This window comes from Gilliamella sp. W8128 (genome assembly GCF_016100545.1).
Lineage (GTDB): Bacteria > Pseudomonadota > Gammaproteobacteria > Enterobacterales > Orbaceae > Gilliamella > Gilliamella apis.
Window position 1 is genome coordinate 33016 of the sequence record NZ_JACFSE010000011.1, and the last position, 21476, is coordinate 54491.

General features: G+C 35.2%; 21 protein-coding genes. 10 read left to right on the plus strand and 11 right to left on the minus strand.

Annotated elements, in window-relative coordinates; genetic code table 11:
• Positions 1–48 precede the first annotated feature (48 nt).
• Together mltG and alr are read right to left on the minus strand one after the other, a co-directional pair.
• Complete coding sequence (gene mltG, locus H3U97_RS10810) at positions 49–1068, minus strand: endolytic transglycosylase MltG (protein WP_065614253.1); 1020 nt, start codon at positions 1066–1068, stop codon at positions 49–51.
• Between the two features lie 3 nt (positions 1069–1071).
• Positions 1072–2157, minus strand: coding sequence for an alanine racemase (alr, locus tag H3U97_RS10815; RefSeq protein ID WP_198198948.1), 1086 nt, complete (start codon positions 2155–2157; stop codon positions 1072–1074).
• 419 nt (positions 2158–2576) lie between these two features.
• Between alr and H3U97_RS10820 the strand changes: the two genes are divergently transcribed.
• From H3U97_RS10820 to H3U97_RS10830, 3 genes are all read left to right on the plus strand, one after another.
• Positions 2577–2933, plus strand: coding sequence for an ArsC family reductase (locus H3U97_RS10820; protein ID WP_198198949.1), 357 nt, complete (start codon positions 2577–2579; stop codon positions 2931–2933).
• 13 nt (positions 2934–2946) lie between these two features.
• The gene (dapE, locus tag H3U97_RS10825; RefSeq protein WP_198198950.1) at positions 2947–4086 is read left to right on the plus strand and encodes a succinyl-diaminopimelate desuccinylase; all 1140 of its coding nucleotides are present in this window, start codon (positions 2947–2949) and stop codon (positions 4084–4086) included.
• A 103-nt stretch (positions 4087–4189) separates the two neighbouring features.
• Positions 4190–4378 carry a YpfN family protein gene (locus tag H3U97_RS10830; RefSeq protein ID WP_065578211.1) on the plus strand — a complete coding sequence of 63 codons (189 nt, stop codon included), beginning with the start codon at positions 4190–4192 and terminating at the stop codon, positions 4376–4378.
• Positions 4379–4383: 5 nt separating this feature from the next.
• Here the strand turns inward: H3U97_RS10830 and cysZ are convergent, their stop codons facing one another.
• From cysZ to H3U97_RS10865, 7 genes are all read right to left on the minus strand, one after another.
• Positions 4384–5196: a sulfate transporter CysZ gene (cysZ, locus tag H3U97_RS10835; RefSeq protein ID WP_065578244.1), complete on the minus strand. Its 813-nt coding sequence runs from the start codon at positions 5194–5196 to the stop codon at positions 4384–4386.
• 108 nt (positions 5197–5304) lie between these two features.
• Positions 5305–7239 (minus strand): tRNA(Met) cytidine acetyltransferase TmcA domain-containing protein, encoded by a 1935-nt coding sequence (locus H3U97_RS10840; protein WP_198198951.1) that lies wholly within the window; start codon positions 7237–7239, stop codon positions 5305–5307.
• A gap of 3 nt (positions 7240–7242) precedes the next feature.
• Positions 7243–7698, minus strand: a complete 456-nt coding sequence (locus H3U97_RS10845; RefSeq protein ID WP_065578209.1) for a DUF441 domain-containing protein — start codon at positions 7696–7698, stop codon at positions 7243–7245.
• Positions 7698–8408, minus strand: a complete 711-nt coding sequence (gene purC / locus H3U97_RS10850; protein WP_065651639.1) for a phosphoribosylaminoimidazolesuccinocarboxamide synthase — start codon at positions 8406–8408, stop codon at positions 7698–7700. The genes H3U97_RS10845 and purC overlap by 1 nt, the downstream gene beginning before the upstream one ends.
• 200 nt (positions 8409–8608) lie before the next feature.
• Entirely contained in the window at positions 8609–9379 is a 771-nt protein-coding gene (gene bamC, locus H3U97_RS10855; RefSeq protein ID WP_198198952.1) for an outer membrane protein assembly factor BamC, read from the minus strand.
• Between the two features lie 36 nt (positions 9380–9415).
• Positions 9416–10294, minus strand: a complete 879-nt coding sequence (gene dapA / locus H3U97_RS10860) for a 4-hydroxy-tetrahydrodipicolinate synthase (RefSeq protein ID WP_065578206.1) — start codon at positions 10292–10294, stop codon at positions 9416–9418.
• Positions 10295–10390: 96 nt separating this feature from the next.
• On the minus strand, positions 10391–11149 hold the full coding sequence (locus H3U97_RS10865) for a Nif3-like dinuclear metal center hexameric protein (RefSeq protein ID WP_198198953.1): 759 nt from the start codon (positions 11147–11149) through the stop codon (positions 10391–10393).
• Positions 11150–11372: 223 nt separating this feature from the next.
• Between H3U97_RS10865 and fbp the strand changes: the two genes are divergently transcribed.
• Positions 11373–12374 carry a class 1 fructose-bisphosphatase gene (fbp, locus tag H3U97_RS10870; RefSeq protein ID WP_086319970.1) on the plus strand — a complete coding sequence of 334 codons (1002 nt, stop codon included), beginning with the start codon at positions 11373–11375 and terminating at the stop codon, positions 12372–12374.
• 337 nt (positions 12375–12711) lie between these two features.
• Positions 12712–13377: a ribonuclease T gene (rnt, locus tag H3U97_RS10875; RefSeq protein ID WP_199283322.1), complete on the plus strand. Its 666-nt coding sequence runs from the start codon at positions 12712–12714 to the stop codon at positions 13375–13377.
• A 117-nt stretch (positions 13378–13494) separates the two neighbouring features.
• Here the strand turns inward: rnt and H3U97_RS10880 are convergent, their stop codons facing one another.
• Complete coding sequence (locus H3U97_RS10880; RefSeq protein WP_034903461.1) at positions 13495–13821, minus strand: Grx4 family monothiol glutaredoxin; 327 nt, start codon at positions 13819–13821, stop codon at positions 13495–13497.
• 311 nt (positions 13822–14132) lie between these two features.
• Here H3U97_RS10880 and H3U97_RS10885 point away from each other — a divergent pair, with 311 nt between their 5' ends.
• From H3U97_RS10885 to H3U97_RS10905, 5 genes are read left to right on the plus strand one after another with little or no spacing between them, the layout of a single operon-like run.
• Entirely contained in the window at positions 14133–15308 is a 1176-nt protein-coding gene (locus H3U97_RS10885) for a pyridoxal phosphate-dependent aminotransferase (RefSeq protein ID WP_198198954.1), read from the plus strand.
• A complete protein-coding gene (locus H3U97_RS10890; protein ID WP_198198955.1) occupies positions 15293–16111 on the plus strand; it encodes a MetQ/NlpA family ABC transporter substrate-binding protein in 819 nt (272 codons plus the stop codon). Before H3U97_RS10885 ends, H3U97_RS10890 begins: the two co-directional genes overlap by 16 nt.
• Positions 16112–16113: 2 nt before the next feature.
• Positions 16114–17133, plus strand: a complete 1020-nt coding sequence (locus H3U97_RS10895) for a methionine ABC transporter ATP-binding protein (protein ID WP_198198956.1) — start codon at positions 16114–16116, stop codon at positions 17131–17133.
• Positions 17133–17804, plus strand: coding sequence for a methionine ABC transporter permease (locus tag H3U97_RS10900; RefSeq protein ID WP_366939966.1), 672 nt, complete (start codon positions 17133–17135; stop codon positions 17802–17804). The genes H3U97_RS10895 and H3U97_RS10900 overlap by 1 nt, the downstream gene beginning before the upstream one ends.
• Before the next feature lie 13 nt (positions 17805–17817).
• A complete protein-coding gene (locus H3U97_RS10905) occupies positions 17818–19176 on the plus strand; it encodes an FAD-binding oxidoreductase (protein WP_198198957.1) in 1359 nt (452 codons plus the stop codon).
• 678 nt (positions 19177–19854) lie between these two features.
• Here H3U97_RS10905 and H3U97_RS10910 read toward each other — a convergent pair.
• Positions 19855–21252 (minus strand): hypothetical protein, encoded by a 1398-nt coding sequence (locus H3U97_RS10910; protein WP_198198958.1) that lies wholly within the window; start codon positions 21250–21252, stop codon positions 19855–19857.
• Positions 21253–21476: the final 224 nt, after the last annotated feature.

The following is a 21476-nucleotide window of genomic DNA, read 5'->3' on the forward strand; positions in this document are numbered from 1 at the left end:
TTTTAGCTAAAAAAACAGCCACAAAGTGTGGCTGTAGTATTGAATAAATTAATTATTATTCGTTAGTCGACGATATTCATTCACCGCTTGTTGATGGTTACTATAAGTGCTGCTGAACGTATGCCCACCGGTTCCATTAGCAACAAAAAACAGATATTTGGTTTTTGCTGGATGAGCCGCTGCCTCAAGCGAAGCCAAACTAGGCATCGCAATCGGTGTCGGTGGCAATCCTTCAATTACATAGGTATTATAAGGATTATTGGTATCAGTCAAATCAATACGCCTAATTGTGCCAGTATAATTCTCACCCAAACCGTAAATAATGGTTGGATCAGTTTGTAACTTCATATTTGCTTTTAGACGGTTAACAAAAACAGAGGCAACGTTCGCACGTTCAGAACTGATACCTGTTTCTTTTTCAATAATTGAAGCAATAATCAACAATTCATAAGGGGATTTATAAGGTAGATCACTATCGCGATTATCCCATACTTTTTGTAGATTAGTCTTCATAGTTAAATATGCCCGTTTCAAAATATTGATATCAAGACTATCTGCAGTATATTGATAAGTATCAGGTGATAACCAACCTTCTAATGGGCCATCAATACCTAACAATTTAGCAATTTCATCATGAGACTTACCCGTTAATGTTTGCTGAATATAAGGCGTATTACTAAGCACATTTAACCAATCTTTAGCACGCTTTCCTTCAACAAATTGTACATAAAAACTGCTTTCTTTACCCGATACAAGTAACTTTAAAAATTCTTCAACGGTCATATGAGGATGTAATTGATAAGTACCTGCTTTTATGGAGCTTAATGATGGATCGAGTTTATATAAATACGGAAGCAAGTAAGCTTGTTGCATCAAATTACTAGTCTTTACTTGCTCAACTAATTGATGTAATGAGGTTCCTTTTTTTAATACAAACATTTGATTATCTGTAGTGATATTCATATGTTGTTGTGAAAATTTCTGTAAAAAATAGTAACCAATACCTAATGAACCACCGACAATTAAAACTAACGTCAGTAACGTGTACACAAATAATTTTTTAATCATAACTTAATCTTTATAACGAATTTTTGCGCGTGATGTTAAGCGCGTTAATAACTCATAAGCACTAATCCCTGTATGCTCGGCAATTTGTTCAACGGGTAACTCTTTGCCCCAAAGAATAACTTCATCACCCGGTTTATCTTGGCTATGTTGTCCTAAGTCTACCACAATCATATCCATTGAAACGCGACCGACAATAGGTACAATTCGACCATTAATACTTACAGGGGTATTAGCGGGAATACCTCGTGGATAACCATCACCATATCCCATTGCAACAACGCCTAAAGTGGTATCACTTTCACTAGTCCAAGTTTGTCCATAACCGACCGATTGTCCTTTTAGGTGTTTACGAACCGTAATTAACTCTGATTTAAGTGTCATAACTGGTTCAATATCTGCGACCTGATCAGTAAATGGTGAAACTCCATATAAAGCAATACCTAGTCGAATCATATTACGATGAGAATTAGGCCAAGCAAGTATACCGCCAGATGCAGCTATTGATTGCTGACTACCCACCAAATTAGCATCAAGCGAATGAATAAACTCATCAAACAATGCCATTTGTTTATTCGTTTGTGTTGAGCTTAATTCATCAGCGCTACTAAAATGGCTAATAATATTGATTGGATGACGAATAACATTACAGTCGGCTAATCGATTAAATTCTGTCACTGCTTCATCAAGATGAAAACCTAAACGGTGCATGCCTGTATCAATTTTAAACCAAGCTGTGATTTCGTTTGCAAAGGGAATGGTATTTAATGCATCAATTTGCCAACTAGAATGAATAACTGGTTGTAGATTAAAATCCAGTAAATCATTAATTTCATCGTGAGGAAAAAAGCCTTCTAAAAGTACAATAGAACTTCGAATACCTGATTGTCGTAACGCTATGGCTTCAGAAATACGCGCAACGCCAAAACAGTCAACCCTATCTTCAACTAACTTAGCCACACCTTCCATACCGTGACCATAAGCATTTGCTTTAACCACAGCCATTAAAGTGCTATTTGGAGATTTTTTCCTAAAAAATTCAATATTATGTAGAATCGATTTACAATTCACTTCTACAACAGCAATAGACATTTTATATAACCTAACATATAAATTAAGTTTCTATTGTAAAATTAGTTACCAATAATCACAAATAAAAAATCAGTAATTTACAAGATTTTGTCTGAATAAATAAAATAATTATAAAAAACTCATTTAGTAATAATGCTAGTTAGTATTTTGTTAAATAACGATAATTTTCAGCCAAAATTTTTACTCCACAAAATTTGATAAAAGTTATAAACTAATTTTTTGGTAACTGTTGTTTTATACTTTCTATAAAATTTTCCATGATAATTGGCAAACAATTTCCTCTTTGCCATTTGTATAAAAATTTCAATTGTTGTTGGGTTAGTTGAATATTAAATTAATCTCTACAGCTCCCTTGTTTGCCGTCTTTTATGATTAGCTGTTATAATCAATTTTTTCTATCTCTTTTTAGGTATATAGCTATGTATATTATTTATGGCATTAAAAATTGTAATACCATGAAAAAAGCGTTTACTTGGCTTGATGAGCATCAAATTAATTATCAATTTCATAATTATAAAACTGATGGCTTATCAGCAGAATTATTAAACGATTTATTAAAATTAGTTGATTGGCAAAGTTTACTAAATACTCGAGGTACAACTTGGCGTAAATTGGATGAAGCACTACGCAATCAAATTGATAATCAAGATGCTGCAATTAAAGTTATGTTAGCCAACCCATCAATTTTAAAACGACCATTGCTTATTGCTGGTAAACGAGCATTATTAGGCTTTTCTGAAGAAAGCTATTCAGAATTTGTTAAACTTCAACAATAAAATCGAGATCACCATGACTGAACCCGTTATTGCCCTAACCAAAGCATTGATTGCTGAAAAATCAATAAGCCCTGATGACAAAAATTGCCAACAAATAATTATCGAACGCTTAAAACCACTAGGTTTTGTTATTGAAGAAGTCAATATCGGCAATACTAAAAACCTATGGGCCTATCATGGTGATTTAGCAGGAAAAACCCTGATGTTTGCTGGTCATACTGATGTTGTACCAGCTGGTGATGAAAGTAAATGGAACTACCCTCCTTTTGAACCTACTATTGATAAAAATGGCATACTCTATGGTCGTGGAGCTGCAGATATGAAAAGTGGTGTAGCTGCTATGGTTTGTGCTGCTGAATCATTTGTCAAAAAATATCCTGATCATGCTGGACGAGTCGCTTTCTTAATTACTTCAGACGAAGAAGCTGATGCCAGCGATGGTACTGTTAAAGTAGTTGATTTATTGATAAAACGCCAAGAACATATTGACTATTGTATTGTCGGTGAACCATCAAGTGATAGTGTATTCGGCGATCAAATTAAAAATGGTCGACGAGGTTCTTTAACGGCAAATTTAGTCGTGCATGGTATTCAAGGCCATGTTGCTTATCCTCATCTTGCAGATAATCCAGTGCATAGATTTGCACCAGCGCTAAATGAGTTAGTCGCAACAGTATGGGATAATGGTAATCAATATTTCCCTCAAACCACGATGCAAGTGGCTAACATTAATGGTGGAACTGGTGCTGAAAATGTAGTGCCTGGTGAGTTATCTGTTCAATTCAACTTCCGTTATAGTAGTGAGTTGACCGATGAGATGATTAAGTCAAAAGTCGATGCTATTTTACAAAGACACAACTTAAACTATACCTTGAACTGGCGATTGTCTGGACAACCGTTTTTAACCCCCCAAGGTGAACTGACCGATGCAACAGCTAGTGCCATTAAAGCATTTACAAAGATTGATACCAAACTATCAACCAGTGGCGGTACTTCTGACGGCCGTTTTATTGCTAAATTGGGATGTCAAGTTATTGAATTTGGTGTAATCAACAAAACCATTCATAAAGTAAATGAAAATGTTAATTGCCAAGATATCATTACATTACAAGCTATTTATATCGATATTTTAGAAAAATTGTTACTTGCTTAAATATTTGCTCAGTTAATTGATATTTGCGTGTTGCGTGAATCTGAATGACAATACACGCATATCAACTAATTAGTAGTAAACCTATAATGCTAAGGAGATAGTAATGGAATGGCTTAAAGATTACTGGTGGCTAATTATTATCGTGTTGATTGGAATTTTTATTAATACCATTAAAGCACTAAATAAACTGAGCTATAAACATTATTTAGAAAAAAAGAAAGGGATAAAACCTATCCCATATAGTGATGATGATGAAGATGACGACTGGCCATCTCAACCTAAGCAAAACTAGTTTATCTATTGTCGAAAATCATTACTTTGACTAGCAAAAACAGCTTGGTGACGATAACGATCTACCCACATTGCTGTCGCACCACAAACCGCAATTGGCATAATAATTAAATTAAATAACGGCACCATGGTAAAAAAGCTAATTAAAATGCCAAATAATAAATTATCCCCTCGATGTTGTTTTAATAATTGACGCATACGTAAAAAAGATACCTTATGATTATCAAATGCATAATCAGCATATTGAATATTGATCTGCCATGCGGTAAATAAAAACCAAACTATTGGGGTAACTGATTGGCCTATGACAGGAATAAAGTAGCTAAGTAAAATGGGAATCGCCCACAATAAATAATTAGCTAACTTTTGTAATTCTCGTTTTAAAATTCGAGGCAAATCTTTGATCAAACTGATCCATGAAGTATCTGGTGCAGGAATTCCGGTTAATTGTGCTTCAACCTGCTCAGCAAGCAAGCCATTAAAAGGAGCTGCAATAATGTTAGTGATAGTACTAAAAAAATAACAAAATAAGATTACCAAGGTCAAAATCACAATAAAACTGATAATATAACCTAACCAATGTAGCCAACTAGGCAAAAATGATAAGCCCCAGTCAACCATGCCAGTAATTGAGACAAAAAACCAATAAAAAAGTGCCGACATAATAATGATATTAGCAAGTAATGGTAAGAAGACAAACCGTTTTAGGCCTGGGCTAAATGCTAATGTCCATCCTTCAAAAAAATATTCAATACCGCTTTTTGGTTTTCGACTTTGGTTAGGATTTGAATATTGATGATTCGATTGTTGTTCTAACATAGGTGTTGTCACAATTTATTCCTTTTACATTAATTTGGCGACATTTTAAACGTAGATTAAATTCGACAGCAATACACTTTACGCTTTTTTGGTATTAAATTAATTGGTTTACATACAGTCAGGTTGGTTATTCGTAAACCATGATTTGACTTCATGTTTAATTGACTTAATTAATTGATTACGGCCAGTTAATTGATATTGTTTTATTAATTCTGACTCACTAATCTTGTGTAGCACTAATGCTTTAAGTAATGGCATTGGTGTTTTACTATGGTTAACATTTGTATTAGCCAAACGACACAATGAAGCATAACAAGCTTCAAACGGTCGATGATAATCACAAAATCCTTGTAAAACTTGATAATCATCTAAAGATAAATTTTGCTGATCATCGATTGTTAACAATTGATTAAACGGCAAATCGATAATCGACGCAAGCCAATAGGCATTACGTTGTAAACGTTGTACTAAACGTTGTGTTAGCAGATGACCTTGCTGAGTAATTGGCTTTATCGCCATCATAGAATAACTACCTGAATTAGCTTGTTTATGGCTAGCAATGTGTACCAATACAAATCCACAAGCAAGCCAAAACTGATAATTTGCTTCACTGTAAGCAAAACTAACTGAAATAAAATCATTATCATTTATCGTTGCATGTTGATAAATATGCTGTACTAAATGTCTTGCTATCTTTTGACGTCGATAAGGTTCAATAACCGCAATACGGTTAATTCTAACCGACTTAAGTTTGGCTGCCAGTTTTTCACCTGCATGAGCTACCAGTGATTGTGCAACTAAATTACCTTTAGGTCGGCGAATACCTCGCCATACATCATCAATTAACTTATTTGGCAAATTACCTTCATTAATCGTTACTGCTGCTGCAATAAGTTGTTCGTTATGGTTGACTTGCCAAGCCGACAAATTTTCTGCATCAAATAACCTTCTTAAATCAACTAATGTTGTTTGATAATGCGCCATTTTCAATAAATAAAAAATTGCTTTTAGTGCGTCAATATCATGCCTTTCAGTGATAGAATAGCTAATTTTATGCTCATCAATTTCCGATTTTATATCGCTAGTTGATACGCCATTGAGTAACAATTTATCAGTTAACCGTTCTAAATCATCGTTATCTTGCCAACGGATTGGTTTATCTAAATAAAATCGCCTAGTGGATTGTGTTTTTAATAACTTTAGTAAAAAACCTTGCCCAGTACCTTCATAACCTTCTACTGTGGTGGTCAGTAAAATTTTGCTTTGTTTAGACAATGCCAATTGCAATATTTTTTCTAGCATTGGTAATGGTATCATGGCAGCTTCATCAATAATTATCCAATCAGGAAATTGATGATCATCCATTACCGTTAATTGATCAGGTGCATAGAATGGTATATCAGCCTCAGCAAACTGGAAAAAAGTAACTAATGCATTTTTATTGGGTGCTGTTACCCAACATCTCCGATGGTGAGTAAACAGCCCTGCTAATGCTGATTTTCCACGGCCTCGTTTAGCTATTAATATATTTAATGAACTATCACTTTGCAATAATTGTGTTAGTACTATTTGCTGTTGAGTTACATCACTATCTTGATTATCCAAGGATTGAATAATTGGCATATCAACATGTGCAAATTCCAACAATGTTTGCTGTAAATGGCGAATAAAATTAGGTACCATAATTGGGGTGATTGATTCATTCCAACGTAAACTATCTCGATCAACCCAATTAGAATAACTTTCAGGCAGTAGCAAAATAAGGACACTATTTTTAATTAAGGTACCTGCTAACATAGCAAAAGCATCCAGATTAAAACCGTCAGTAGCATCAAAAATGGCATGCTTGAACTCTTGCCCAAGTAAAGATTTAGTTTGATTTGGATTAATATAATGGTGAATAGAGTCCGATAAATCAGTCTGCATAGTGACCGTAATCCAATCACCAGGATATTGATTAATTATAGCGTTAATTTGATTAAGTAATTGGGTACGACAACCTTGTAACACCCATAATTTTCTGGTGCTATTAGGATTTAGCATTAATTAACTTTTTCCAATTAGTAGTGACAATATACCAGCTGCAATTAATGGTCCAACTGGCACGCCTTTGAAAAAAGCAACCCCAATCAAGGTACCAATAATTAAACCATTAACAATAGTGGGATGTGCACCAATTAATGATATTCCTCGAGTACCTAACCATGACACCAAGATACCAACTAAAATCGCTAAAATCGATTGCCAAGTAGTAAATGATTTTAAAATTTCAGTGATTTTTAATGATCCATCAGCCAAAGGAACCATCATTGCTGCGGTTAAGATAACAATACCAATGGTTAAGCCATATTGATTTAAGAACGGAAAATAGGTTGCTAGTGGTGTTAATTTAAATAACAACAGTAGCAACACCGCAAAGGTCACTGTGTTATTATGCGTAATATAACACAGTGCAGCTAAACCTAATAAAAGAAAGAAAGAGATATCAAATTGGGCAAACATTAAAGTGGAACACCAATACGTTTGGCAACCTCTTCATAAGCCTCAATAACACCACCAAGGCCTTGACGGAAGCGATCTTTATCCATTTTTTTCAAGGTTTCTTTTTCCCATAGACGACAACCATCTGGCGAGAACTCATCACCTAAAGTAATTTCACCCTTAAATAAACCAAACTCTAACTTATAATCAACCAGAATTAAGCCCGCTTTATCAAATAGCTCAGTTAAAACGGTATTGATTTTAAAGCTAAGCTCCTTCATGGTAGCTAACTGTTCGTCAGTTGCCCAGCCAAAGGATTTACAGTGTGACTCATTAACCATTGGGTCATGTAGTGCATCATTTTTTAAGAAAAGTTCAAATGTTGGTGGATTAAGGATTTTGCCCTCTTCAACACCTAAACGCTTAACTAATGAACCAGCTGCACGGTTACGCACCACACATTCAACTGGTACCATATCAAGTTTTTTAACTAATACTTCATTGTCTGATAATAAGGCTTCAACTTGAGTTGGAATACCTGCTTCTCGTAACTTTGTCATAATAAAATAGTTAAATTTATTATTCACCATCCCCTTACGATCTAACTGCTCAATGCGCAGTCCATCAAAGGCAGACGTGTCATTACGAAACTCAAGTATCAATAAATCAGGATTGTCAGTGGTGTAAACAGTTTTTGCTTTACCACGATAAAGCTCAGCCAACTTCTTCATGTTCATAACCTTATATCAAATTGCCAATAAATAATTAAGGAGCTATTCGCCCCTTAATTTCAAATCAAGTATTGTTACCTTATTGTATAATCTTCCATTATAGTATCAATAAAGTTAATCAAAAGTTACTCCACTACTGGGTTAAAATAGATTTTATGCTGTTTTAACTCGTTTAAATGATAAATAATCGGATCGTTAAATTAGCGATCGTTTCTGATGCCATCACGGATCTCATCTTTAAGATCTTCTTTTAACGTTTTATTTGGATCTGATTCTTTATCATCTTTTTTGTCTTCATCTGTTTTTTCTTTAACCGGTACGGTTCGTAGCGATTCAGGAGCAACATCATCCATTATTTGATTAAATAATCCAACGATATAACGCTGAACTTCGATCGGTTGCGACATAAGATTTTCATTACCGCGTGTTAATGTATCCAACACCATGGTAATTGTTTCTGTTTCACCCAATATTTGACGTTTAAAAATATATGATGCATCAACCGGTTGTTGTTCATCACCACGAGCAATAATAGAATTACCTGTTTTAATCGTATTATTGTCACTTGTGATAATCGAAATATTTTGTTTCGCTAATGAGTTTGGGATATTATTCCAAATACCATAACTAATTGGTGCATTGAACGTTACCGTTCCATTATTATAAATCACAAACGCATCATCAATTGTAGGAATCGGCACCGTCGGTGGACGAATATCAAGTTGTTTACCTAATGCACCTTCAATATCGTTGTTATCGACATAAAAATCACCGGCTTCTACTGGTACAGAAACACCTTCAGGAATAACTAACGCTTTTAAGGGCGGTGAGTTAAGGTAGTCATCATTACCTTCAACTTCTCGTTTATAACTTTGATCACTACTACAGCCAACAAGAAATATAGAAGCAAATGCAGATAAAATAGCTATTTTTTTAAAGGCTTTGCATTTTAATACAGTTTTATTCAACATAAATTCCTGCTTATAAATTAAGGGTTATAGTTAATTTTACAGTAAATTAGCATCTTTTAATGCTTGCTCAACTACCGGAATAGCTGCATCACTTAATGGGACTAATGGTAAACGTATAGTGCCATTTGCCATTAAACCTAATCGGGTACAAGCCCATTTTGCAGGAGTTGGATTAGGTTCAATAAATAAATTTGTATGTAACGCCATTAAAGTATCATTTAAAGCTCTAGCTTGTTGAATTTGATTATTAATTGCCAACTCATAAACCGTTGCTACTTGTTTGGCTGCCACATTCGCGGTAACAGAAATAACCCCATTACCCCCTAAAATAATAAAATCTAAGAAAGTTGCATCATCACCACTTAATAACTTAAACTCATCGCCAACCAATTTACGCGTCTTGTATACACGAGAAAGATCGCCTGTTGCATCCTTTAATGCCACAATATTCTTAATTTTTGCTAATCGACCTACAGTTTCTGGCTTAATATCACTACAAGTTCGACCTGGTACATTATAAAGGATTTGCGGTAATGCGGTATTCTCTGCGATAGCTTTAAAATGTTGATATAGGCCTTCTTGGGTTGGTTTATTATAATAAGGTGCCACAGTTAAACAGCCTACCACACCAATATTTTCAACTTGACGAGTTAATTCGATCGCTTCTTTGGTAGCATTTGAACCAGTACCAGCAATAATATTAATGCGACCATCAGCATAATCGATAGTCCGTTTAATAACATCAATATGTTCATGATGATTGAGTGTTGCGGATTCGCCAGTAGTTCCTACTGAAACAATAGCAGAAGTACCACTTTCAATATGATATTCGACCAATTTTTTTAAGCTTACATGGTCGACATTGCCTTTCGTATCCATTGGAGTAACAAGTGCGACCAGACTTCCTGTAAACATAAAGCGACCTCTCATATTTTTGGTTGTTAAAACAACTTAAAGATTAAAAAAACTGCGAATAAGTATGCGATATTTCTTATTTAAATTCAACATTTGTTATGCAGGATTATCAATATCAACGAAAATAATTTCTAACTCATAGTGTTCTGATAACCATTCGCCTAATGTTTTGATACCACAACGCTCAGTTGCATGATGACCAGCGGCATAAAAGTTAATACCATATTCACGAGCAATATGAATAGTACGTTCAGATACTTCACCAGTGAAAAATGCATCAACGCCTTGCAGAGCAGCTGATTCAATAAATTCTTGACCTCCACCACTACACCATGCCACTCGATTAATTACCGCTGGCGCATTATCACCACAAAATAGCACTGAAGTTTGGCCATTATGCAATTTTTGCTCGAGTTTCTGTTTGAACTCAAGCGCAGTAAGTGGATTATGTAAAGTACCTTTGAATAACAGATCGCTAATATCCTCACGCTTATCAACTGCAATATCCAGCATTTGTCCTAGCAATACATTATTACCTAAAACAGGATGGCCATCTAATGGCAGATGATAACTATATAAATTAATATCATGTTTGAGTAAGGTTTTCATTCGATGATATTTAATTCCGGTAATAGTTTGTGGTTCATTCTTCCAAAAATAGCCATGATGAACCAACACCGCATCAGCATTAAGTTCCACGGCTTTATCTAACAATAATTGGCAAGCAGTGACCCCTGTCACAATTTTTTTAACTTCCGATCGTCCTTGAACCTGTAATCCATTTGGTGCATAGTCATGATATCTTGTCACTTGCAATTCATTATTAATGACTCTTTGAAGTTCAAATTGATGCAAAATAACCTCACTTTTTAAATTTAATCCGCTCTATGCATAAAAAACACAGATGGAATCAAACATTTTGAATTAATTAAACTTTTTTCACGCAAAAAACTAACTAACGACAAGCTAATTATAGTCGCTTTCTCAAAATATCTCACGTATATTATCGAAAATAGATTTCGATTTAACTATTGAAATTTATATTATACAAACATTGATATAAAGGATTTATTAAACAATGAAAACCCTCGGTGAATTTATTATTGAAAAACAAGCAGAGTTCCCTCATGCTACAGGAGAATTAACCGCCCTTATTTCGGCGATTAAATTAGGTGCTAAGGTTATTAATCGAGATATAAATAAAGCAGGATTAATTGATATTTTAGGCGAAAATGGTGCAGCAAATATTCAAGGTGAAAAACAGATGAAACTGGATGTTTTTGCTAATGAAACGTTAAAAAATGCACTTGAAGCTCGAGGAGTCATAGCAGGTATAGCATCTGAAGAAGAAGATAATTTGGTTATTTTTGGTAAAGATCGCGCAACCGAAGGAAAATATGTCGTGTTAATGGATCCACTTGATGGTTCATCAAATATTGATGTAAATGTATCGGTCGGTACAATTTTTTCAATTTATCACAGAATTACCCAAATAGGCACCCCTATTTCAGAACAAGATTTTTTGCAACCTGGTTATAAACAAGTCGCTGCTGGTTATATTATTTACGGGTCATCGACTATGTTAGTTTATACTACAGGTTGTGGTGTACATGCTTTTACTTATGACCCTTCATTGGGCGTTTTTTGCTTATCCCATGAAAATGTCCGTTTCCCAAAACAAGCTACTACCTATTCGATTAATGAAGGTTACTATTCTAAATTTCCTACCGGAGTCAAAAAATATATCAAGTATTGCCAAGAAGAGGATGATAAGACACATCGCCCTTACACTTCACGTTATATCGGTTCATTAGTGTCTGATTTTCATCGAAACCTATTAAAAGGTGGTATCTATATCTACCCTAATACAGCTCAATACCCTAAAGGTAAAATCCGCTTGTTATATGAAGCAAATCCAATGGCTTTTTTAGCAGAACAAGCTGGAGGAAAAGCAACTAACGGATACCAACGAATTTTAGATATGGAACCAGAGCAATTACATCAACGTACACCATTTTTTGTAGGCATTAAATCAATGGTGGATGACGCCGATCGTTTTATGGCCGAATATAAAGATTGATACTTAGATGAATGATAAATTAATTTATCATTCATCATATTATTTAAATAACTTAGCCAACATTTTGTAATTTATTGTTATGTTTTTTTATAGGCTTAATTATCATAATTAAGTTAATCGTAATTATTATTCAATTCCTTTAGCGAGACATTTAATATTTCGATGTATAAAAAAACTTAGGTAATCTAAGCAAAATTTTCTCAAATAATATCTTAAGCTTCCTACGCTTCCATTTTTTGATCAAAGTGAACTGGTTAAAAATTACGGTTAATCTAGTCGAAATAAGCAAAAACTGGCATAATAGCCGACAATTTTTGCAAAAATAAGACAATGTATTGTGCCAAACGCTAAATTATGTGAACGCTTTCGTGGTTTCTATCCTGTTGTAATTGATATTGAAACATCAGGCTTTGATCCTAATCAAAATGCAATTTTAGAAATTGCAGCTATTACGTTAAAAATGGATGAAAAGGGCTTTTTAGCACCCGATGAAACGCTACAATTCAATGTGAACCCATTTGAAAATGCAATTTTGGAGCCGACAGCTTTAGCATTTAATGGTATTGATCCTAATAATCCATTACGTGATGCAGTTGATGAAAAAGTTGCATTAGAAGCAATATTTAAACTCGTGAGAAATGGTATTAAGGCCAATGACTGTAGCCGCGCAGTTATTGTTGCTCATAATGCTCATTTCGACCATAGCTTTTTAATGGCAGCATCAGAACGAGCAGGCATAAAGCGTAATCCTTTCCACCCTTTTGCTACTTTTGACACGGCTTCGCTTAGTGGATTAGTGTTTGGTCAAACCGTTCTCGCTAAAGCGTGTGAAGCAGCGGAAATGCCATTCGATCATAAACAAGCCCATAGTGCCTTATACGATACCGAAAAAACAGCAATTTTATTTTGTGAAATTGTTAATCGCTTTAAACGACTTGGCGGTTGGCCACTACCGCATAACGATCAGCAAACTAAAGCAGAAACTGAGCAGCCATTAGATTAAAAACAAAGTCAAAATTATAAATAAAAAAGAGAGTTGCGAACTCTCTTTTTTACATACACTCTTTTTTTACATACACTCTTTTTTTACATCCTGCTTTTTTATAGACAAAATAAACAATTATGGTTTATGTTTTTCAGCAGTCTGTTTAATCAAGGTCTGCAATTCACCAGTCTGAAACATTTCTAACATAATGTCACAACCACCCACTAATTCACCTTCAACCCAAAGTTGTGGGAAAGTTGGCCAATTAGCATATTTTGGTAATTCAGCTCGAATATCGGGATTTTGTAAAATATCGACATAGGCAAAAGGTACGCCACATTGTGATAATACTTGAACCGCTTGTGCTGAAAATCCACAACTTGGTAATTTTGGCGACCCTTTCATATAAAGAAGAATCGGATTTTCGGCAATTTGTCGTTTAATCTTATCAAGCGTTGTCAATTCAGTTGTCATTAGGTTGATTCCTTAGTATGTCATAACAATAAGATTGCTATTTTAACGTAGAATAAGATCAAGTTATACAGGTTTATTTGTTTACTTTGATAGAAAAATATAAATTATGAGTCCCCTTTTTTCATAAATTTTCACGTTTAAAAAAGTGCTCTCCTCAAAATTTTTTGCATAACTAATATCAATTATTAACTTTGTTATAAAAAAAAAATATAACTATATATAAATATATTATTTAACAGCTAAATTAAGTTTTTATATTATAATCACTTGCTTCATAATTTTAATAAACAAAAAAAACAATGCATAAATTAGCCAATCGACTCGATCACTTTTCTGATTCAGTTATCCGTCGGATGACTCGGATCGCTAATCAATATCAAGCAATCAATTTGTCACAAGGGTTTCCTGATTTTGAGCCTCCTAAGCCTTTAATTGATGCGTTAAAACAAGTTGCGGATGATGGTCCTCATCAATATGAAATCACATGGGGTTCAGCCGAGTTTCGCCATCTGTTAGCAAAAAAACAACAAAAATTAATGAATATTGATATCAATCCAGATGAAAATGTGTTGGTAACATGTGGTAGTACCGAAGCAATGATGTGCGCAGTGATGACAGTCTGTAATCCGAAAGATAAAGTGATTATCTTTTCTCCTTTTTATGAAAATTACGGCGCGGATGCTATTTTGTCTGATGCGACGCCAATCTATGTGCCACTCATTCCACCTACCTTCGAATTTGATAAGCAACAACTACGACAAGCTTTTGAGCAAGGAGCCAAAGCGTTAATCTTATGTAACCCTAGCAATCCTTGTGGTAAGGTATTTACCAAAGCAGAACTTGACTATATTAGCCAACTAGCTATTGAGTTTGATGCTTACATTATTACCGATGAAGTTTATGAGCATATGGTTTATGCACCACATCAACATCTTTATTTAGCCAGTTTCCCTAATATGAAAGAGCGAACAATTTGCTGTAGCTCACTATCGAAAACCTATTCGATAACTGGTTGGCGACTTGGCTATATTATTGCTGATAAGAAAATTATTGATGGTTGCAAGATGATTCATGATTTTCTTACCGTTGGTGCTGCAGCACCATTACAAAAAGCTGCTTGTGCTGGATTAGCTTTAGGTGAAGATTACTACCAAAAATTAACCCAAATCTATACTGATAAACGTCGTTTATTTTTAAAGGGATTAGATGACTTAGGACTTACTTATTATGAACCTCAAGGTGCTTATTATGTATTAGTTGATATTTCAGAGATTAATCCTTTTAACACTGATTTTGAATTTTGCGAATGGCTAATTAAAGAGGTTGGTGTAGCTGCCGTACCAGGCTCCGCCTTTTTTAAGCACCCTGAATATCGCTATATTCGCTTCCATTTTGCAAAACAAGAACCAACGCTAATTGCAGCTTTAGAAAGATTATCCAAACTCAAGGAAAAATTATCATGTTTAAAAAACTAATTGTGGCTAGTTTAGCTATTTTATCGTCCCTAATTGTCTTAACTGGTTGTGACAATGCTAAAAAAGAAAATCAAATTACCGTAGGTGTTGCCGCTGGGCCATATGGAGATATGTTTAAACAAGCTATCGCACCTGGTCTTGAAAAGAAAGGTTATCAAGTAGAAATTCGTGAATTTAGCGATTATGTTCAACCAAACTTAGCATTAGCCAATAAAGAGATCGATGTTAATTTGTTTCAACATTTAACTTACCTTAATAACTTTAAACAAGCGCGTAATTTAGATATTACTGCCGTTGGCTTTGTACCAACTGCTGGTGCTGGAATTTATTCAAATAAAATCACTGATTTTTCACAGTTAAAACAAGGTGATCAAGTCACGATAGCTAACGACGTGACCAATGAAGCTCGAGCATTACGTATTTTAGAAGCTGCTGGATTAATTAAACTCGATCCAAATGTGGATAAAAATAATCTCACCCCTAACAACGTAATCGAAAATCGTTATGGTTTAAATATTGTACCTATTGAAGCACCACAAACACCACGTTCTTTAGATAGTGCTGTATTATCAGTAGTTAATGGCAATTATGCCATCGGTGCTGGATTAGATCTTTCAAAAGCACTTTATCAAGAAGTATTAGATAAAGATCTAAAAAATGTTATTGCGATTCGCAATGAATCTAAAGATAAATTAGGTCAAGACATTATCGAAGTACTTAAATCACCAGAATTTGCTCAAGTGATTAATGATAAAAATGGTATTTTCTATACCTTCCAAAAACCAGATTATCAGTTATTTTAATTATGCAAACTAACCCATTAATTCAGGTAAAAGATGTTTCGGTAAGATTCGAAGCAAACCAGCAAGTGATTGAAGCCGTAAAAAAGGTCTCATTTGATGTTAATCAAGGTGAGATCTTCGGTATTATCGGCTCGAGCGGTGCAGGTAAAAGTACATTAGTAAGAACCCTTAATCGACTTGCTGATCCCTCTTCCGGACAAATCATTATCAATGGCGTTGACATAAAAACCTTGCACGGTCGTCAACTGCAAGCATTTCGTTTTCAAGTTGGGATGATTTTTCAAAACTTTAATTTGGCGACATCGAAAACCGTCTATGAAAATATTGCTTTTGTGCTCAAAGCAGCAGGAAAAAAAGGCGATGCTGTAAAAAATAGAGTCAACGAATTACTTGCTTTAGTTGGGTTAAGTGATAAAGCTAATGCCTACCCTGCCGAACTCAGTGGTGGGCAAAAGCAGCGAGTTGGCATTGCTAGAGCACTTGCCAATGATGCAAAAATTCTATTGTGTGACGAAGCGACCAGTGCATTAGATCCAACTACCACTAGCGCAATACTTGATTTATTAAAAGAGCTTAATCAAAAATTTGCATTGACCATAGTACTCATTACTCATGAAATCGATGTGGTTAAAAAGATCTGTCATCGAGTTGCAGTAATGTCACAGGGCGAAATAGTGGAAATGAATACTACTTTTAATCTGTTTGCCTGCCCTAAACAGCCCTTCACGCAAGAATTTCTCAATATTGATGAAAACACTCATTTACCTGATATCATCAAACAAAATGCCAAAGGTAAATTGGTACGTTTGCGTTATATTAACGAAAACACTACCCAACCAATACTATATCAATCAGCAATTGAAACTCAAGTGGCATTCAATATCTTACATGGTTTTATAGAGTATTTTGATAACCAAGCGTTAGGTAATTTGGTGATCGAAATTATTGGGGAACCTGATAATATTCAAAAACTGATAACAAAGTTAGCACAGCAAGAAGTTATTATTGAGGAAATAAATTAATGATAAAGCTCACCATTGCCGAAATGGCGCAAATGTTATGGCAAGCAGCTTACGAAACATTTATCATGGTAAGTTGGTCATTATTAGCTGGTCTAATATTCGGTACACTCATAGGTTTATTACTGTTTTTAATGTCAAATCAATTCTTTTTCAAAAACAGAATTATCAATAGTATCGCTAATTTTATCATCAATGCCACTCGTTCAATTCCTTTTTTGATTTTAATGGTTACCGTACTACCTTTGGGAGCGTTACTCGTCGGCACGACTGTAGGACCCAAAGCGGTAATTTTCCCTCTTTCACTTGCAGCTATCGCATTTTATGCTAGGTTAGCTGAAAATGCATTTAGTCAAATAGATAAAGGGGTGATCGAAGCAGCAGTAGCAAGTGGGGCATCGCATATCCGCATTATATTCGGTATTTTATTTCCAGAAGCGATGGCACAATTAATTCGACACGCAACGGTTACCACCATTTCGCTTATTAGTTTTAGTTCAATGGCGGGGGTTGTTGGCGGTGGTGGTATTGGTGATTTAGCCATTCGTTATGGTTATCAACGCTATGTAACCGAAATCCTCATTTTATGTATTATTATTCTTATTTTTATTGTGATGGTGATTCAATATCTTGGTGACAAGTTAGCTAACCACTTCGATAAAAGTTATAAATAGTCGGTAATTCAGCATGAACAAACTCACAGACATTATTACAGATCCTAAACGTATCATTGCAAAAAATGCTATTCCACAATCGCATTTAACTGATGGTTTAAAATTAAAATATGGCTATGCCGAGATATTAGTCTACCCCAAAACTACAGCAGAAGTAGCTGGCATTGTTAAATACGCTAATACCAATAATCTTAATATTACTACCCGTGGTGCTGGCACTAACTTAGTCGGCTCTACTATTCCTAATGGCGGTATTATTCTTGATTTATCGATGATGAATCATATTGTTGAACTAGACAAGCAAACCTTCACCGTCACTGTGCAATCGGGTATTTTACTGCAAGACCTGCAACAGTTTGTTGAACAACATGACCTTTTTTATCCGCCAGATCCGGGCGCTAAAAATGCCACCGTTGGTGGTAATATCAGTACTAATGCTGGCGGTATGCGGGCGGTAAAATATGGTGTGACTCGAGATTATGTGCAAGCAATTGAAGTTGTAATGGCTGATGGTAGTGTATTAAATATTGGCAGTAAAAATGTTAAAGACAACACTGGACTAGCCTTAAAACACCTTTTTATCGGCAGTGAAGGTACTTTAGGTATTATCACACAATGTACTTTAAAACTGATAGCCAAACCAAAAGTATCACAAACTTTTATTGTTGGTTTTAACACTATTGAACAAGCTATTAACAGTATTACCACCGTATTACATACCCTTACACCTACTGCATTGGAGTTTGTTGAACGTAAAGTCGCACAGTGGGGTGAACAGTACTCAGGCTTTAAATTCCCACTACCAAATAGCCAAGCTTATCTAATTATTATGCTTGATGGTTCCGATCTACAAACCATTGAACAACAACGCAAACAACTGCTAGCAAATTTAGGCGGGTGTGACTATTTTGTTGCTCAAGATAGCAATCAAACCAGTCAAATCTGGACGATTCGTGGTTCGCTAGTACGTGCAGTTGAAGCAATCACCGAACAAGATCCGATCGATATTGTGGTACCAATAAATCGCATTAGCGATTTTATCAATTTCACTAAACAGCTAGAAGCACAAACTCAAATGCGCATGTTAGCCTTTGGTCACGCTGGTGATGGTAACATTCATCTATGCATTTTGCGTGATAATCGTGATGACAAACAATGGCAATCTGATCTGCAAAATGTTCACCAAGCGCTTTATCAAAAATGTCTTGAATTAGGAGGTTTGCCTTCAGCAGAACATGGCATCGGAACGGCGAAAGTAAATTATTACAATGCTGCCATTCCTGAAGCAAATCGCCAATTAATGCGTGCAATTAAACAACAGTTTGATCCTAAAAACTTACTGAATAATCAGGTCTATATGACTGCAATTTAATTGTACAACTATTAATGTTCTAATAGTTTATAGTAGATATAATGATATTAATCAGAGTTAAAACGCTTATATAAGCGTTTTAATTATTTCATAGATATATTTGAGAACAGCGAGTTTTAAATACTAAAAATCCATTTTAATTACTAACTAAAAAGCCTACACGGTAGTAAACTTTTCTTGGTTTTCTTAGTTTTCTTCTTATCATTTCTAAGCTACCTACACGGTAGTGAACTAGAATCCAATATACTATAAATGCAGTTGGCAAAAAGAAAAAGCGCAATTTTACTATTAAAAACCCTTTTTTTGAGCCATTTTTCAACATATTGATTTTTAATTATTTTATTTTAAGTCAAAAAAAAGGGTTAGCAATAAGTAGGAATTTAAGTTTTAAAAACCCCGTTCCTCAAAATTTTTGGTTGTTTGAGTTTCGGACGTTTGTTGTTTTGCGGTTGTTTCTATACGGCGATTACGTCCGAGTTAAGAGGGTTGGCGCCAATCCTCTTTACAATCTCCCGCGGCGACCACGCAAGTGGTCACGATGTGACTGCCTTCCGCCTGCGTTCGCTTTTATCGCCGACTTCGTCAACGCCATTGCCTTGGCAAGACAATGATTGTTTAATGTCCTAACATTATTTTTCTTATCCTCAGTTTCAATAACTAAGGATTAAGAAATAATAGCTAAGGATAGACACAGAGTCCGTAGGCTTTGCCGTTGGTATATGTCCAACGCACCCAACCATTATAATACCCATCAATCACAAAGATTAGATTGTTATGACTCGACTTATCACTCGTCAAATACGGCCCTCCATTACTGTAATCTCCTTTGAAGTTGGCTCCAGGGTATCCAGTGTAAGAGCTCATTATCCCCCATTCCGTGAAAAATCCTGCACCAATATGACGTCTGAAATCCTCATCAGGTGACGAAGGCGTTGCACTTACTGCACCTCGACAATAAGGACCTGAATTCCATTCCCGACAAACCGAATTAGTTAATTCCTTGACCTTTGGAACACGGTATCCAAAACTATTACACCAAGATTCTATACTAGAATGGGTACTTGCATAATTACCACGATTAACAAACCACTGCTTTAACTCAAATCCATATTTGACCACCGCATTACCACTGCTATCACGACCGACTAACTCAAATGTCTGCGGTAAAGATAGTCTGGCGATTCTATCTGGATTTTCTGATTCCCATTGATTAGGGTCTGTAACGGCAGGACCTGTTAGGGTGACTCGAACGCTGGTATTTGTTGAATCGGTCATCGTCGCCGTAATACCACCATGAGAAACCGGAGCCCAAGATAAGGCCTGAGTACTACCACTAATATCTAAATCAAAATATAAATTATTAGCACCAGTAGTCGGGAAGTTTAAACTATAAGACGATGGCGTAACTGACTGGGTTAGAAAACCCTTATCAGGGTTCCAAATGGCAGCAGAAATACCACTACCCCTTAAGTTAGGTCTTGCATAACAAATCGCTGCCGTTCCCTTAGGTTTAATATAATAAGTGACATTACCTGCCGTAAAATAACTTTCATTAGGCACACCATAACGTGTTTTTAATCTACCGTTAGTATTAGATAACGTTAGTTTATAAGGCGCTTTACCGTTACAAATAGTCGGCACTTCATTACGGGCAACAGCTTGATTATTTTTATCGACAATAGATAAATTTAAACTACCAGTAGCGGTGACACCATTAACTCCCTGACCATCGCCATCATCATCACCCCAATAATTATACGGTGTGCCAATAAGTGAACTTAATGCAATAGAATTAGTATCCGTTGGTATTAACATACCAATATCATTAACACTCTGACCAACAACAGGTAACTCAATAGGATTAGTTGAACTCGAATTATTGGTTGTCGGAGTAAATGTTCTTCCATCAGAAAGCGATATCCCGAGTAGCGCTTCAGTATTTGTTACCCGAGTTCGACCTCCATCAAAGGTTAAATAAGGCGCTGAGCCATAAATAATATTGGTCGTTTTAGTGGTTAATGCATAATTAGAAAAAGAGATAGACTGTAAAACAATTACGGTTAATACCAAAACCATCGGCCGAGATAAACAGGCTAAACCAAGAAATTTTGAAAAATTTTGCCGGAATTGCGGAAATTTTGGAAATTGTCGAAATAATAAACTGCGGTGAAATAATAAACGGTATGAGCTTAACTTTAGAAAGGTGAAATTATAAGTTGGGCAGGTTGTGTGTTGTGTGTTGTGTGTTGAAAATTATAATCCATATCAGATATCCTTGTCAATCCAATTTTATGATTTAT